The sequence below is a fragment of the Nitrospirillum goiasense genome, from assembly GCF_034427435.1.
Classification (GTDB): domain Bacteria; phylum Pseudomonadota; class Alphaproteobacteria; order Azospirillales; family Azospirillaceae; genus Nitrospirillum.
Genome location: NZ_JAXQNP010000003.1, coordinates 507,147 through 521,243 on the forward strand (window position 1 = coordinate 507,147; position 14,097 = coordinate 521,243).

Annotated in this window: 12 protein-coding genes and 1 pseudogene; 6 read left to right on the top strand and 7 right to left on the bottom strand. The window is 69.9% G+C overall.

Features of this window, described 5'->3' with window-relative positions:
• Window positions 1-233: 233 nt before the first annotated feature.
• A complete protein-coding gene (locus tag ULB03_RS16625) occupies window positions 234-2,318 on the bottom strand; it encodes an FUSC family protein (RefSeq protein WP_322484244.1) in 2,085 nt (694 codons plus the stop codon).
• Window positions 2,319-2,395: 77 nt separating this feature from the next.
• On the opposite strand from ULB03_RS16625, the gene ULB03_RS16630 reads away from it, so the two are divergent.
• Both ULB03_RS16630 and ULB03_RS16635 read left to right on the top strand, forming a co-directional pair.
• Window positions 2,396-3,307 carry a LysR family transcriptional regulator gene (locus ULB03_RS16630; protein WP_322484245.1) on the top strand — a complete coding sequence of 304 codons (912 nt, stop codon included), beginning with the start codon at window positions 2,396-2,398 and terminating at the stop codon, window positions 3,305-3,307.
• Window positions 3,308-3,314: 7 nt separating this feature from the next.
• Window positions 3,315-4,211 (top strand): LysR substrate-binding domain-containing protein, encoded by an 897-nt coding sequence (locus tag ULB03_RS16635; RefSeq protein ID WP_322484246.1) that lies wholly within the window; start codon window positions 3,315-3,317, stop codon window positions 4,209-4,211.
• Here the strand turns inward: ULB03_RS16635 and ULB03_RS16640 are convergent.
• The 4 genes from ULB03_RS16640 to ULB03_RS16655 all read right to left on the bottom strand — a co-directional run bounded on the left by ULB03_RS16640 (window position 4,208) and on the right by ULB03_RS16655 (window position 7,349).
• Window positions 4,208-5,668, bottom strand: a complete 1,461-nt coding sequence (locus ULB03_RS16640) for an efflux transporter outer membrane subunit (RefSeq protein WP_322484247.1) — start codon at window positions 5,666-5,668, stop codon at window positions 4,208-4,210. The two genes, ULB03_RS16635 and ULB03_RS16640, sit on opposite strands and share 4 nt — an antisense overlap.
• 3 nt (window positions 5,669-5,671) lie before the next feature.
• Window positions 5,672-6,607: an HlyD family secretion protein gene (locus ULB03_RS16645; protein WP_322484248.1), complete on the bottom strand. Its 936-nt coding sequence runs from the start codon at window positions 6,605-6,607 to the stop codon at window positions 5,672-5,674.
• Complete coding sequence (locus ULB03_RS16650; RefSeq protein WP_322484249.1) at window positions 6,604-6,792, bottom strand: DUF1656 domain-containing protein; 189 nt, start codon at window positions 6,790-6,792, stop codon at window positions 6,604-6,606. Before ULB03_RS16650 ends, ULB03_RS16645 begins: the two co-directional genes overlap by 4 nt.
• Before the next feature lie 200 nt (window positions 6,793-6,992).
• Entirely contained in the window at window positions 6,993-7,349 is a 357-nt protein-coding gene (locus ULB03_RS16655) for a hypothetical protein (RefSeq protein WP_322484250.1), read from the bottom strand.
• Between the two features lie 344 nt (window positions 7,350-7,693).
• Here ULB03_RS16655 and ULB03_RS16660 point away from each other — a divergent pair, with 344 nt between their 5' ends.
• Window positions 7,694-9,211 carry an acetyl-CoA hydrolase/transferase family protein gene (locus ULB03_RS16660; protein ID WP_322484251.1) on the top strand — a complete coding sequence of 506 codons (1,518 nt, stop codon included), beginning with the start codon at window positions 7,694-7,696 and terminating at the stop codon, window positions 9,209-9,211.
• On the opposite strand, the pseudogene ULB03_RS16665 reads toward ULB03_RS16660, so the two are convergent.
• Both ULB03_RS16665 and ULB03_RS16675 read right to left on the bottom strand, forming a co-directional pair.
• Window positions 9,200-10,833, bottom strand: a pseudogene (locus ULB03_RS16665) (tryptophan halogenase family protein). The gene ULB03_RS16660 and the pseudogene ULB03_RS16665 overlap by 12 nt on opposite strands.
• Window positions 10,778-12,139, bottom strand: coding sequence for a cation:proton antiporter (locus tag ULB03_RS16675; protein ID WP_322484254.1), 1,362 nt, complete (start codon window positions 12,137-12,139; stop codon window positions 10,778-10,780). Before ULB03_RS16675 ends, ULB03_RS16665 begins: the two are co-directional and overlap by 56 nt.
• Window positions 12,140-12,292: 153 nt before the next feature.
• Here ULB03_RS16675 and ULB03_RS16680 point away from each other — a divergent pair, with 153 nt between their 5' ends.
• The 3 genes from ULB03_RS16680 to ULB03_RS16690 all read left to right on the top strand — a co-directional run bounded on the left by ULB03_RS16680 (window position 12,293) and on the right by ULB03_RS16690 (window position 14,092).
• Window positions 12,293-12,538: a type II toxin-antitoxin system Phd/YefM family antitoxin gene (locus tag ULB03_RS16680; RefSeq protein ID WP_322485218.1), complete on the top strand. Its 246-nt coding sequence runs from the start codon at window positions 12,293-12,295 to the stop codon at window positions 12,536-12,538.
• Window positions 12,538-13,002 (top strand): type II toxin-antitoxin system VapC family toxin, encoded by a 465-nt coding sequence (locus tag ULB03_RS16685; protein WP_322484255.1) that lies wholly within the window; start codon window positions 12,538-12,540, stop codon window positions 13,000-13,002. Before ULB03_RS16680 ends, ULB03_RS16685 begins: the two co-directional genes overlap by 1 nt.
• 103 nt (window positions 13,003-13,105) lie before the next feature.
• Window positions 13,106-14,092 carry an intradiol ring-cleavage dioxygenase gene (locus ULB03_RS16690; protein WP_322484256.1) on the top strand — a complete coding sequence of 329 codons (987 nt, stop codon included), beginning with the start codon at window positions 13,106-13,108 and terminating at the stop codon, window positions 14,090-14,092.
• Window positions 14,093-14,097: the final 5 nt, after the last annotated feature.

Genomic DNA, 14,097 nt, shown 5'->3' on the forward strand with positions numbered 1-14,097 from the left:
TCCGTAGCGATGTGGGGGCTACACTAAAGGACAAGTGGGGCGGGTACAACCATGATGCACAGCGCCCGCAGGTTATGCGCCGCCTGTTCGATGTCGCGTTGCCATCCGTACCTGCCAACCGTTGTTATAGGCCATATGGGTAGCCCTAAGGCGCCGGCCCCGTCCGAACAGGTAGTCCACAATTGACGTTGGACTAGAGGGAATCGCCTGGAAGATCGCGGCACGCGATAATTTCAGTCCTGGCGGGCCCCCGCCAATTGCCGGCACCAGGCGGCAAGGTCCAGCAGGCCGCGGCGCCGCGGCCCCTCCGCATCGTCCGCCGTCACCTCCAGCCGGCGACCCGCGCGGCGGGCGAAGGCGGAAAGGCGGGGCGGATCCTCGATCAGCCGCCCCAGCGCCAGCATGACCAGCTCGGCCCGGCGGCGGTCTTGAGGAGCAAGGCCGGGAAGCAGACCACGCATGGCGATCAGCGCCCGCCCGACGTCCATGCGGGCGCGCGCCTGGGCCAGGGCACCCTCCCCATTCCCGGCGACCCCGCCGCCGGAGGCCACCTCCCATACCGCCAGCCGGGCGAGGCGGTGATGGTGGCGGTATTCCCAGGCCCTGCCGTCGGGCGATGACGCCCCCGACGCCAAGGCCCGCACACTGGCGGAGAAACTGGCCAGCAGGCGGCGCACCTCCCCTCGCCCATCCACCGGCAGGATCAGCCGGTAGGTCAGCAGGATCCATATCGCGGCCAGCACGATGGCGGCGGCGGCGTTGAGGAAAGCCTGCAGGTCGTAATTCATGGGGTTGGTGGGTGCCACCAGGGTCAGGAACAGCAAGGGCATAAAGCTGCCGAAATCCCCCCGCCCCGGTCGCTGCGACATCAGGGCGGCGACCACGATGATGGGCGCCAGCACCAACGAGAGGCCCCAGAACTCCGACAAGGCGGGCAGCAGCAGGAAAGTCACGGGCAGGCCCAGCAGCCCCGCCCACAGGGCGGCGCGAAAGACCTGGACGCTGACCTGCTCCGGGTTGGAGCGGCTGGCCAGCAGGGCCCCGAAGGCGCTGGTCCAGCTCAGCATGATGGTTCCAGCCGGCCATTCGGTGGCGACCCAGAAGCCGGCCGCCAGGCCGACGGAGATCAGGGTGCGCAGCGCCGCGATGATCGCACTGCCCAGGGGGCCGTCCGCCGGCTCGGGCAGGGTGAAGGCCAGGCGGCGGGCCGGGTCACGCGCCACCGCCACCTGAACCAGCAGGTCCAGCACCTCCCCCAACTGGTGCGCGGCCGTCAGCGCGGCGGTGTCGCCGGCGCGGTGGGCGAGGTGCAGCGCCACCCGCAGGCGACGGCGCGCGGCGGCGGCGGCGACGCGGAAGGCCGGGCCATCGCCCCCCGCCAACGGTGTCAGGCAGGCCAGCAAGGGCTCCGCCGCCGCCGGCAGCGACGCCAGCGCCCGGCGGGCGGCGTCCACGCGGGCCAGCAGGCCGAACAGCGCGGCCGCGGCCACCCGCGCGCCGTCGGATTGCCGCCGGTACGCGGCCGATTCCACCGCGGCATAGGTCGCCAGGTCGTCCAGGCCCTGCAGGTCGGCCAACAGCTCCCGGTGCCGGCGGCCAGGCGCGTCCGCCCCGGTCAGGTCATGGGCCAGCGCCCCGATCACGGCGGCGGTGACGCGGGCCACCCGGCTTTCCAGGCGCTGGGCGGCCGTCACCGGCCATAGGATGCCGGATACCGTCATCTTGGCCAGCACGCCGACGACGATGGCCGCCACCCGGGCGGCGGCGATGTCGAAGGTGCGCAAGGGATCGTCCACCGCGCCCAGCGCCACCAGGGCCAAGGTGTAACCGGCCAGCACGGCCGCGTAGGACCGGAAGCGGCGCAGCCGGTTGGCCAGCGCCACGCAGCCCGCCAGCCACAGGCTGTACAGCAGCAGGAAAGCCTCCGGCGACTGGCCGAAGCCCGCCATCAGCGCCAGGGCCGCCGTCGCCCCCACCAGGGTGCCGGCGATGCGCCACACACTCTTGGCGATGACGGCGCCGCTCATGGGGTGGCTGACGATCAGCACCGTCACCGCCGCCGTCTGCGGGCTTTCCAACTGCAGGGCGTAGGCGAGGTAGAGTGCCAGCAAGGCGGCCATCGCGGTGCGCACCGCATGCCCCAGCGCTCCCCGGCTGGGCAGCCATTCCCCCAGGCGCGGAAGTCCTGCGCTCTTGAAGACGGGGCGCAGGGTGGCGACGGCGGGGTCAAGGCTGAGGGACGGCACGGGGGAACGCCACGCAGGGTTGGGCCTGGGGCCGCCCATGAGCGGAACGCCAGCCAGTTCATCGATTTGCATGATGCTCGCCATCCAGACTACAGTCCAATATATGGGAGTACGGTTTTCGATATCTAAAACACACAGGACACCCCGTCTTGGACATCCGCCACCTGCGCTATTTCATCGCCGTCGCCGAGGAACTGCACTTCACCCGGGCGGCGGAAAAGCTGGGCATCCGCCAACCACCGCTGAGCCAGCAAATCCAGCAGCTTGAGCGGGAGATTGGCAGCCCGCTGTTCCACCGGCTGTCCCGGGGGGTGGAGCTGACGGCCGTGGGCCTCACCTTCCTGAAGGACGCCAAGGCGATCCTGGCCCAGATCGACCAGGCCCTGGCCAGCGCGCGGCAGGTGGCACGGGGGGAAAAGGGGCGCCTGCGCATGGGGCTCAGCATGTCGGTCACCGCCCATCCCTGGATCGCCCGGCTGATCCGCGACTACCGCGCCCAGCATCCGGGCGTGCAGGTGACCTTGGAACTGAACGATTTCGGCCAGTTGACCGACGCGGTGCGCGACGGCGCGCTGGACGTGGCCCTGGTGCGCGGCCGGACGGCGGAGATGCCGGGCCTGACCACCTACGCGGTGGTGGAGGAAAAGCTGCTGGCGGCCCTGCCCCTGGGCCACCGCCTGGCGGAGGCCGGCACCCTGGATCTGGCGGAGCTGGCGGATGAGGATTTCCTGATCATCCCGCGCACGGCCGGCCCCAACATCTATGACATGATGATCGCCGCCTGCCGCAAGGCCGGGTTCAGCCCCCGCATCGTGCAGGAGGTGCCGGCCTTCCCGCCCCTGTTGAACCTGGTTGAGGCCGGGCTGGGCGTGGCGCTGGCGCCGGACAGCATGCGCAACATGGGGCAGGAGGGCGTGCGGCTGCTGGATCTGAAAGGCGGGTACGACACCGCCCCCATCATGCTGGTCTACCGCGCGAACGAGGGGGCGGCCGCGACACGTGCGCTGGTGGCCCAGGCCCGCCGCGCCGCCGCCGTCCATAACGCCGCCACCAAGCCCTGAGAGCATCATGCTGGAACTGAAACTGCTGCGGTCCTTCGTCCTGCTGGCGGAAGAACTGCATTTCGGCCGGGCGGCGGAGCGGCTGCACATCGTGCAGCCCGCGCTGACCCAACAGATCCAATCGCTGGAACGGCAGATCGGCACCCAGTTGCTGAACCGGACGCGCGGACGCATCAGCCTGACCGACGCCGGAATCCTGGTCCTGGCGGAGGCGCGCAAGACCCTGGAACAGGCGGCGCGGACGGAAACCATCGGCCGCCTGGCCGGGCGGGGGGAGGTCGGCCGGCTGGAGGTGGGCTTCGTCGGCTCCGCCGGCCTCAGCGCCCTGATGCCGGCCATCCTGCGCGATTTCCGGCAGGCCCATCCGGGCGTGGATCTGAACCTGGTGGAAATGGCGGTGGGACCGCAACTGGCCGCCATCGCCGCCGGCGATGTGGATGTCGGCTTCGTCCGCCTGCCGCCGCTCAGCCTGCCGGGCGGCGTCGCGGTGCTGCCGCTGCGGCCGGAGGGGCTGGTGGTGGCGCTGCCGGCAGGCCATCCGCTGGCCCAGTTGCCGGCCGTCCCGGTGGCCGGCCTGGCGGGGGAGCCCATGGTGCTGAACCACCGCGCCGGCGCCGCCGAACTGCGCAGCCTGATCGACGAGCTGTGCGCCCGCCATGGCTTCGCGCCGCAGGTGGTGCAATCCGTGCCCCAGATCTCGCTGACCATCCGCCTGGTGGCGGCCGGCCTGGGTGTTTCCCTGATGCCGGAAACCATCGCCTGCATGGCGGTGGAGGGCGTGGTCTACCGCCCCCTGGCCGACGACGACATCCGCTACACCCTGGCGCTGGCCCACCGCGCGCAGGACGCGGCGCCGGCCGTGCGCGCCTTCATCGCCCTGGCGGGCACGCTGGCGGAACCCTAATCGCGGGCCGCCGCCGCCCCGCCAGCTGCGTCGACGGCGGCAGCGTCCAGGTCCACTCCCTGCCAGCCGCCGCCCAGCGCCTTGTACAGGGTGATGACGTGCTCCACCCGGGCGAGGCGGCTTTCCGCCTCCCGGTCCTCCGCCTGGTAGGCCTGGCGCTCGCTGTCCAGCACCTTCAGGAAATCGGTGAGGCCGGCGCCGTAAAGGCGGGTGGCGTGGTCCAGGGCCTGGGCGGCATCGACACGGGCGGCCACCAGGCTCTGCTGCCGACGGGTTTCCGTCTGGTAGTTGACCAGCGCGTCCTCCACATCGCGCAGCGCCTCCTTCACCGTCCGCTCATAATCGATGCGGGCGGCCTCGGCCTCCGCCTTGGCCATGGCGATGCGGGCGTCGTCGCGCCCACCGTTGTAGAGAGGGCCGGCGACCTGCGCGCCCAGGGAATAGGTCAGGCTGGCCAGGCTGAACAGCTTGCCCAGGTCCGCCGCCTGGGGCATCAGCGTCAACGGGATGGCGAAATGGGGCAGGCTGGCGGCCGTGGCCACGCCGATGCGGGCGTTGGCGGCGGCATAGCGCCGGTCGGCGCGGCGGATGTCCGGGCGGTTGGCCACCACCTCCGACGGCAGCGACACCGGCAGGCTGGTGGGAACGGTCAGCAAGGGCGCGGGCTGGGACAGCTCGGCCTCCAGTTCCCCCGGATAGCGGCCCAGCAGGATGGCGATGGCATGGCTCATACGCGCCACGGTGGCCTGCAGCGGCGGGGTGGCGGCCTGCACCGTTTCCAGCTGTGACTTGGCCTGCGCCACGTCCAGCAGGGTGCCCAGGCCACGCTGATAGGCCCGCTGGGCCAGGTCCAGGGCCTTGGCGGCGACGGCGATGTTGTTTTCCGCGATGGTCAGGCGCAGTTGGGCGGCACGCAGCCGGGCGTAATCGGTCGCCACCTCCGCCAACAGACTGACCAGGATGGCGCGGCGCCCCTCCTCCGTCGCGGCGATGTCGGCGTCGGCCGCCTCGACGGCGCGGCGGGTGCCGCCGAAGACGTCGATCTCCCACGTGGCGTCCAGTTCCGCCTGCCAGGTGTGATAGCTGCCGATGCCCGCCGGCCAATCCACGCTTTCACTGGATCGTTGCAGGGCCGGATCAATACCGAGGCGGACATCCGGCAGGTCGGCGGACTTGGCGATGACGCGGGCGGCGCGGGCCTGCACCAGGCGCTGACGCGCGATCTTCAGGTCTTCGTTATCCGCGATGGCCGCCTGGACCAAGCGGCTGAGGGTGGGGTCCTGGAAACTGTCCCACCACGCGCGCATGGCATTGACGCCAGCCGCCGGCGGCAACTGTTCCGTCCAGCCCTTGGGCAGGTCATCCAGGGGAACCGGCTTGTAATCGGGGCCCACGACGGTGCAGGCCGATACCACGCCCCCCAGCAGCAGCGCCGCCAGGGCTTTCCAGCGGGTCATGGCTCAGATCCTCGATTCCAGGCGGGCCAGGACACGGCCCACCAGTCCCTGCGGGCGCTGCGCCTCATCCCCCACCGACACCGTGCAGGTCATGCCGGCGGCCAGCACCACGCCCGGGGGGACGGTGTCGATGCCCACGCGCACGGGAATGCGCTGGGCCAGCCGCACCCAGGTGAAGACGGGGTTCACGTCCTGCAGCCCATAGGCGTTGGGGGCGCTGTTGCGGTCGTTGATGCCGCGGGCGATGGTCTCGACATGGCCGGTCAGGGGCGGGGTGTAGCCCATCAGCTTGATGCGGGCGGTGTCGCCCTCATGGATGCGGGCCAGCTTCGTTTCCTCGAAATAGCCGCTGACCCAGAAGCTATCGGTGTCGATGACGGCCACCCGGGGCTGGCCCGTGGTGGCGTAGTCGCCCACCCGCAGGCGCAGGTTGGTGACATAGCCATTGACCGGGGCGCGGATGACGGAGCGTTCCAGGTTGAGGTTGGCCAGGTCCAGCGCGGCCTCCGCCGCCTCCAGCTGGGCGTTGGCCACGCTGGCCGTGCTGCGGAAGCGCTCCTGCTCCGCGTCGGACACCACGCCGGCTAACCCCTGCCGGCGCTGGGCGTCGCTGAGCTTCAGGGCGCGTTCGTCCCGGGCGGCGGCGACGGCGGCGCGGGCCTGGGCCTGGGCGATGCGGAAGCGCACAGGGTCGATGACGAACAGCACGTCGCCCTTGCGCACCAACTGGTTGTCGTGAACGGGGATGTCGACGATGGTGCCGGCCACCTCCGGCGCCACGTCAACCACCTCCGCCCGTACGCGGCCATCCCGCGTCCACGGCGCCAACATGTAGCGCTGCCACAGGGCGGCGATCAGCAGGACGGCCACGCCGACCATGGCCAGGGTGGCGCCGCCCCGGCCCAAAGCCCGCAGCAGGGGAGCCAGACGGGCGTTCATAGCAGCACCAGGCCGGACAGCAGGATGGAGAACAACGCCGCTTCGAACAGGGCGGGGTGCCACACGATCCGCCAGAACCCCAGGCGGGCCAGCAGGCCGCGCAGGATCAGGAACAGTAGCAGGGTGACGGCACCATAGCCGACAATGGGGGCCATGAAGATGCCAGCGACATCCAATTCGGCCATGACGGAAGAAACCTCAGGTTGGATTGATCCGGAAAAGAAAAGGACGCGGCCCGCAGACCACGTCCTTTCCTATGCGTGACGGCTCCCGGCAACCCGATGGGAGGAGGGCGGACGGGCGCCGTCACGTGAGGGGCGGAGGGGGCGGAACCGGATCAACCGCCGGGTCCCCCCGCCCCAAAGGCTTTACCGCAGGGGGCTCATCAATTGGCCGTCAGGGTCTGGGCCGTCAGCGCCGCGTCGAGAGTGTCGACGCAAGAGGCGAAGGCGGCGGAGCCGGGGGCCGCACCCGCCATGGCGCACGCCTTCTGTTCACGGCCGACCTGGGGCGAAACCTGGGCGTGCTCACCCTGCACATGGGTCAGCGCGGCGGTGCAGGCGGCGAAGTCGGCGTTAGCCGGATGCAGGCCCATCGCCTCGCAAGCCTGGTGGACGGCCGGGGTCACCACCACCTCCGTCCCGGTGCCGGCGCAGGCCACCAGCGGCGCGGACAGCGCCAGGGCGGACAGGGCGGCGGCAAAGGCATACGTGCGGGACGAATTCTTCAGCGGGGCGAACATTCCATCATCTCCATCAATCAACCGGGCCGCGTCCTGTGAGGTCCAGCGCCTTCAGTCAGCGCGGTCGTTGGTGAGATGAACTATGCGCCCGCTTCCCGCCGTGCGTCTAATATATCGGAATGGCGTCTTTGATATCTTATAGATATGGATTGACCCCGACCCCACGATCAGAATCCGTGATCGTTGCGCCTGTGAGAAACTATTGGAGGGGTAGGGGTGCCGGGTCCCAAATATTCGGTGCCCGCACCCCGAAGGGACCACAACGGCCAACGCCCGCCAGGGCCTGCGGTCGTCGAATCCCTGGGACCGCCCCCAGGGGACGGCGCCGAACAACGGACAAGAACATGGTTAGAGAGCGAATTCGTCTGAGCAGCCTGCATGATCGCATCATGACCGCCGAGCAGGCGGCCGCCCTGATCCAGGACGGCATGACCGTGGGCATGAGTGGCTTCACCCGGGCCGGCGATGCCAAGGCCGTCCCCCTGGCCCTGATCAATCGCGGGCGGGCCGAGCCCCTGCACATCAACCTGCTGACCGGCGCCTCCCTGGGCAACGACCTGGACGGCATGCTGGCGGACGCCGGCATGCTGAAGCGGCGCCTGCCCTTCCAGGCCGACGCCCGCCTGCGCGCCGCCATCAACCGCGGCGAGGTGATGTTCATCGACCAGCACCTGTCGGAAATGGTGGAGCAGTTGCGCTCCGGCGCGCTGGGCCACCTGGACTGCGCGGTGATCGAGGCCACGGCCATCACCGAGACGGGCGCCATCGTCCCCACCACCTCGGTCGGCAACTCCGCCAGCTTCGCCATCCTGGCCGACAAGGTGATCGTGGAGATCAACCTGGCCCAGCCGGCGGACCTGGAGGGGCTGCACGACATCTATATCCCCAAGCGCCGCCCGGCGCGCGAACCCATCGAGCTGACCAAGGCGTCGGACCGGGTGGGCACCCCGGCGGTGCAGATTGATCCGGCCAAGATCGCCGCCATCGTGGTGACCAACCAGCCGGACAGCGCCACCACGCTGCAGCCGGCGGACGCCGACACCACCGCCATCTCCCGCCACCTGATCACCTTCCTGGAGCAGGAGGTGCTGGCCGGCCGCCTGCCCCGGCATCTGCCGCCCTTGCAGGCCGGCATCGGCGCCATCGCCAACGCCGTGCTGGCCGGCCTGAAGGACAGCCCCTTCACCGACCTGGAGCTGTACAGCGAGGTGTTGCAGGACAGCGCCTTCGACCTGTTCGACGCCGGCAAGCTGGCCTTCGCCTCGGCCTCCAGCATCGTGCTGACGGCGCCGGTGATGGCCCGCGTCATGCCCAACATCGCCAGCTACCGCGACCGCATCATCCTGCGCCCGCAGGAGGTCAGCAACCATCCCGAGGTGGTGCGGCGCCTGGGCCTGATCGCCATCAACACCGCCATCGAGTGCGACATCTACGGCAACGTGAACTCCACCCACGTCAACGGCACGCACATGATGAACGGCATCGGCGGATCGGGCGACTTCGCCCGCAACGCCCAGCTCTCGGTGTTCGTCACCAAGTCGCTGGCCAAGGACGGCCGCATCTCCAGCATCGTGCCCATGGTCACCCACGTGGACCACACGGAGCACGACGTGGACGTGATCGTCACCGAGCGGGGCCTGGCCGACCTGCGTGGCCTGGCCCCGCGGGAACGCGCCCGGGCCATCATGGAGAACTGCCTGCACCCCAGCTATCGGGAGCAGATGGCCGACTATGTGCGTCGGGCCGTGGCCCGGGGCGGCCAGACGCCGCACATCCTGGAAGAGGCGTTCAGCTGGCACATCCGCGCCCGCGAGACCGGCAGCATGCTGGCCGAGCCGGCGCCGGCGGCGCTATCGGCGTAACGCCACCCGGTCCTCCGGGGCGCTGGTCTGGTTCAAGCGCCGGATCAGCGCCCGGTGGGCCGGCAGATCGCGGATGGCGTGGTCGCCATAGGCCTGGATGCGGGCGAAGGTCTTGCGCGCCGCATCGGCATCGGGATAGGCGCCGCGGGCCGCCGACAGGTCGGTTTCGAAGCCCATGCCATACAGGATGTACTGGTAGTTGAAGTAGGCGAAGGCCTCCAGATCCAGCGCGAAATCGAACCGGCTGGGCGGGCGCGCGCGCCACCGCGCCAGCAGGTCGCGCAAGCCGGGCGGGATGGTCGCGGGGTCGCGGTTGTCCCGCCAGAACGGCTCCTCCCGCCGGCTGAGGCAATAGTGCAGCTTGAGGAAGGCGACGATGTTCTCGAACCGCCGGGTCATCAGCTCATTGAAGCGGGCGGCCGGCGCCTGCCAGTCGCCGTCATGCGGGAACAACTCGGCCAGCATGCCCACCGCCACCTCCACCAGCACCACGCTGGTGGACTCCAGGGGCTCCAGGAAGCCGGCCGACAGGCCGATGGCGACGCAATTCCCGACCCAGGGCGTCTCGCGATAGCCGGGGTCGAAGGCGATGCGGCGCAGGGGCGGCGGGGCCGCGTCCCGGCCCAGCAGCGGCGCCAGATAGGCGCGCAACGTGGCCTCGGCCGCGTCGTCCGACATATGGTCGCTGGAATAGACGCAGCCTATCCCCCGCCCACCTTCCAGGCCAATGTCCCATGTCCAGCCGGCGGCATGGGCGGTGGCCAGGGTGACGCTTTCCAGCGGCGCGTCCGGCACCCCATGCGCCACCTTGCAGGACAGCGCGCGGTCGGTGGCCAGGATGGGCTTCACCGGCTTCTGCGGCACGCCCAGGGCGCGGCCGATCAGTTCGGCGCGGAAGCCGCTGCAATCCAGGTAGAGATCGGCGGACAGGGGCCCCTGCTCCCGCGTGATCACATGGTCGATGGCGCCGTCCGGCCCCAGCACCACGTCCGTCACGGTGCCCTGTAGGTGCAGGACACCCAGCTCGCGGGCGCGGCGGGCCAGCGCCGCCGCCGCCTTGGCGGCATCGAAATGATAGGCGTAGTTCAGCGGCGCCTCGAAATCCCCCTCGGGCCCCCGCTTGGGCGCGCGCCGGGCCTCCGCCACCCGGGGCTGGAAGGTCATGGCCTGGGCGAAGGGCGGGCGGGCGTCCCGGTCCTGCAGCAGCCAATAGGGCACCAGGCCGGCGCCCTCCAGGGGAAAGGGCGCCTCGAAGGGATGGAAGAAGCTGTCGTCCTCCGCCCCCGTCACCCAGCGGTCGAAGCGGATGCCCTGCTTGAAGGTGGCGGCGGTCTCGCGCATGAAGCGCGCTTCGTCCATGCCCAGGAATTTCAGGGTGCCGCGAATGGTGGGAAAGGTTCCCTCCCCACCCCGACGATGCCGATGTCCTGCGATTCCAGCAGGGTGATGCGGATCGGCCCATCCTCGCGCACGCCCAGGTAACGGGCGAGGTAGGCGGCGGCCAGCCACCCGGCCGTGCCGCCCCCGACGATCAGGATGGTCCGCGTGCGCGTCATGGGGCCCGCCTCAGGCTCGTTCCGGAACAGCCCCCAGCTCACCGCTGGCCCGGGCCTTGCGGCCATAGACCAGTTCGAACAGCGGGGACGCCATCATAGTGGTGACGATGGCCATCAGCACCAGCATGGAAAACAGCGTCGGCCCGATGATGCCCTTTTGCAGGCCGATGTTGATGATGATCAGTTCCATCAGCCCGCGCGAGTTCATCAGGGCGCCGATGCCCAGCGCGGTGCGGTTGTCCTCGCCGCACAGGCGGGCGGCGGCATAGCAGGCGACCCCCTTGGCGACGATGGACGCCACCAGCACGCCCAGCGCCATCAGCAGCAGGGAGGCGGAATTCACCATGTCCATGCGGGTGTTGAGGCCGGAATAGGTGAAGAACATGGGCAGCAGCAGGACCACGGCCACCGGCTCCACCTTCTTCTTCAATTCCTCCACGAATAGGCCGCGCGGCATGGCGGTGCCGACGATGAAGCCGCCGAAGATGGCATGGATGCCCACCGCGTCCATGACGAAGGCGGACAGGCAGAACACGGCCAGGGTGATGGCCAGCACGGTGTGCGTCATCTCCCCCCGGCGCTCCACCGCGCGGCCCAGCGGCGCCAGCAGGCGGCGGCCGAAGAGGATGACGAACAGGGCGAAGCCCACCCCGCCGCCGATGGCCAGCACGGCGACGCCCGGCCCGGCGCCGAACACCGCCAGCACCACGGCCAGCACACACCAGGAGGCGGCATCGTCGAAAGCACCCGCCGTCAGCGACAAGGTGCCCAGCGCGCTGTCGCTGAGGCCGCGCTCATGGATGATGCGGGCCAGCATGGGAAAGGCGGTCAGGGCGATGCAGGCGCCCAGGAACAGGGTGGCCTGGGTCCGGGGCAGCCCATCGGCGAACAGGCCGGGCACGTCCAGCAGCATGGGTGTGATCAGCAAGGCCACCAGGAAGGGCGCCAGGATGCCGGACAGGGACACGGCGAAGGCGCTTTTGCCGTTGGTGCGGAAATGGTCGCCCCGGAACCCGGTGCCCACCAGGAACATGTACAGCCCGACGCCGAACTGGGCGCCGACATACAGCACGTTCTTCGTTTCCTTGGGAAACAGCTCGGCCGCCAGGCCGGGGAACAGCAGGCCCAGCAGCGACGGGCCCAGCACCACGCCGGCGATCATCTCCCCCACCACCTGGGGCTGGGCCAGCAGCTTCTGCCCCAGCCAGCCGACGACGCGGCAGGTCAGGATGATGGCGGACAACTGCAGGAAGAAATGGACGCTGAAATCGGTCGGCGTCATGGCCCCGTTGGGCCCGTGCGGCGACAGCATGTGTGAGGCCGTATCGACGATGTTCTGCACCGTGCCGGCTGAAAAAAAGTCTGAAGCCATGACGCGATCCCACCCTGTTTCTTGGGCCGTTTCCCGGCCTTGCATCTGGTAGCGATACCAGGCTTAGGGGCGGGTGCTGGATGTTGTCAAAGAATAAAAAACGTAGGAATGTAGCAACATTCACAGCGCCAGGAATGTAGCAACGTGACCACAATGAGCAGCCGGGATTTCAACCAGGACGTGGGCGGGGCCAAGCGGGCAGCGCTGAGCGAGCCGGTGTTCATCACCGACCGGGGCAAGCCCACCCACGTCCTGATGAATTTCGAGACCTTCCTGAGGCTTACCGGCGATGGGCAGAGCATCGTCGACCTGCTGGCCCTGCCCGACGACCTATCCCCGGACAAGGCCGCCCCGTTGGACACCCCGCGGATGGACATCCCACGCCTGGACATCGGCTGATGTACCTGCTGGACACCCCCGTCGTGGTGGAACTGCGCGGCGCCAAGCCGGACGCCGGCGTGCGCGCCTGGGCCGCCGATGTGCCCCGCCAGCAATTGTTCCTGTCGGCTCTCAGCCTGATGGAGCTGGCGGAGTCGGTCGCCAAGGCGGAGCGGGCGGACAAGGCGACCGGCGCCGCCCTGCGCGCCTGGCTGGACGACCGGGTCATGGTGGCGTTCGAGGGGCGCATCCTGGCCGTTGACGCGGCCGTGGCCCTGCGGCGGACGGGCGTGGGCCTGCCCAACAACCGCGACGCCCTGCTGGCCGCCACCGCGCTGGTGCACGGCCTGACGCTGGTGACGCCCAACGCGGCGGCCTATCGCACCGGGCGCCTGAAGGTCTTCAACCCCTGGGGCTACGCCGGGGGGCGGAGGAGGACATCGCCGACTGGCGCCAGGCGGCCAAGACCAGCCCGGTATGGCTGAAAAGCCTGTTCCTGCGGTTTTAATACGGAAAGAGTCCGCGACAACCGGACGCGGGTGGGGCGTGAGGGGGATGTCCCCCGACTTGTTGAAGGCCCCGTCGCCCATGTCCGCCGCATCCCTCAGCCGCCGCCAGGCGCTGACCCGTCTCGCCACCGCCGGAACCGGCGTCGCCCTGGCCGGTGTGCCCGCGTCCGCCGCGACAGCCCCCGGCGCCGCTGCCAGAATTCCCATGGGCACGCTGTGCCGCATGACACCCCAGTCCATCGAGGGGCCCTATTACATCGACCCACGCCTGGTGCGGTCGGACATCCGGGAGGGCAAGGCCGGCGTGCCGTTGACGGTGCGTTTCCAGGTGTTGAACGGGGCTGATTGCGCGCCCCTACCCGGCGCGCGGGTGGATATCTGGCACGCCGACGCCACGGGGGTCTATTCCGGCTATGACCACCAAGGCGCCCAGGGCGGAACGGACACGCGCGGCCAGACCTTCCTGCGCGGCACCCAGATGGCGGACGCGGACGGCGGCGTCAGCTTCCGCACCATTTATCCCGGCTGGTACGCCGGCCGTACCACCCACCTGCACTTCAAGGTCTTCCTGGACAGCAGGACCGTGTTGATGGCCCAGATGTACTTTCCCGATGCCCTGTCGGAATTCCTGTACACCACCGTCCGCCCCTACTGCGACCGGGGCCAGGTGCGGGACATGGTGAACGCCACCGACCCCGTCGCCGCGTCCGACGATGGCGATCATGCCTGTTACGCCGCCGTGAAGGAGGAAAAGGACGGCTACGTCGCCAGCCTGACTCTGGGCGTGGACCGACAGGGCCAGGTCAAGGCCGACTTCGGCCCCGGCGGTCCCGGCGGCCCGCCACCACCCGGCGCCCCCAATGGTGTCATCCCCAAGGATGCGAACGGCAGGCCACTGCCGCCGCCGGATGGTCCGCCGAATGGCTCCTTCGCGGGCGGTCCCCCGCCGGGCGGACCGGGACGACTGCCGCCCGGCAGTGGGCCGTTCGGTCCTGGGCAAGCGGGGCCACGGCAGCTGGTTCCCGGCGTCGCCTTGGCCGACCAGCAGGGCAAATCCAAGACCTGATGATG

Excerpts from the sequence above, each read along its gene's own strand:
- ULB03_RS16625 (WP_322484244.1), bottom strand. The coding sequence starts at position 2,318 with ATGCAAATCGATGAACTGGCTGGCGTTCCGCTCATGGGCGGCCCCAGG.
- ULB03_RS16635 (WP_322484246.1), top strand. The coding sequence starts at position 3,315 with ATGCTGGAACTGAAACTGCTGCGGTCCTTCGTCCTGCTGGCGGAAGAA.
- ULB03_RS16640 (WP_322484247.1), bottom strand. The coding sequence starts at position 5,668 with ATGACCCGCTGGAAAGCCCTGGCGGCGCTGCTGCTGGGGGGCGTGGTA.
- ULB03_RS16645 (WP_322484248.1), bottom strand. The coding sequence starts at position 6,607 with ATGAACGCCCGTCTGGCTCCCCTGCTGCGGGCTTTGGGCCGGGGCGGC.
- ULB03_RS16650 (WP_322484249.1), bottom strand. The coding sequence starts at position 6,792 with ATGGCCGAATTGGATGTCGCTGGCATCTTCATGGCCCCCATTGTCGGC.
- ULB03_RS16655 (WP_322484250.1), bottom strand. The coding sequence starts at position 7,349 with ATGTTCGCCCCGCTGAAGAATTCGTCCCGCACGTATGCCTTTGCCGCC.
- ULB03_RS16660 (WP_322484251.1), top strand. The coding sequence starts at position 7,694 with ATGGTTAGAGAGCGAATTCGTCTGAGCAGCCTGCATGATCGCATCATG.
- ULB03_RS16675 (WP_322484254.1), bottom strand. The coding sequence starts at position 12,139 with ATGGCTTCAGACTTTTTTTCAGCCGGCACGGTGCAGAACATCGTCGAT.
- ULB03_RS16680 (WP_322485218.1), top strand. The coding sequence starts at position 12,293 with ATGAGCAGCCGGGATTTCAACCAGGACGTGGGCGGGGCCAAGCGGGCA.
- ULB03_RS16685 (WP_322484255.1), top strand. The coding sequence starts at position 12,538 with ATGTACCTGCTGGACACCCCCGTCGTGGTGGAACTGCGCGGCGCCAAG.
- ULB03_RS16690 (WP_322484256.1), top strand. The coding sequence starts at position 13,106 with ATGTCCGCCGCATCCCTCAGCCGCCGCCAGGCGCTGACCCGTCTCGCC.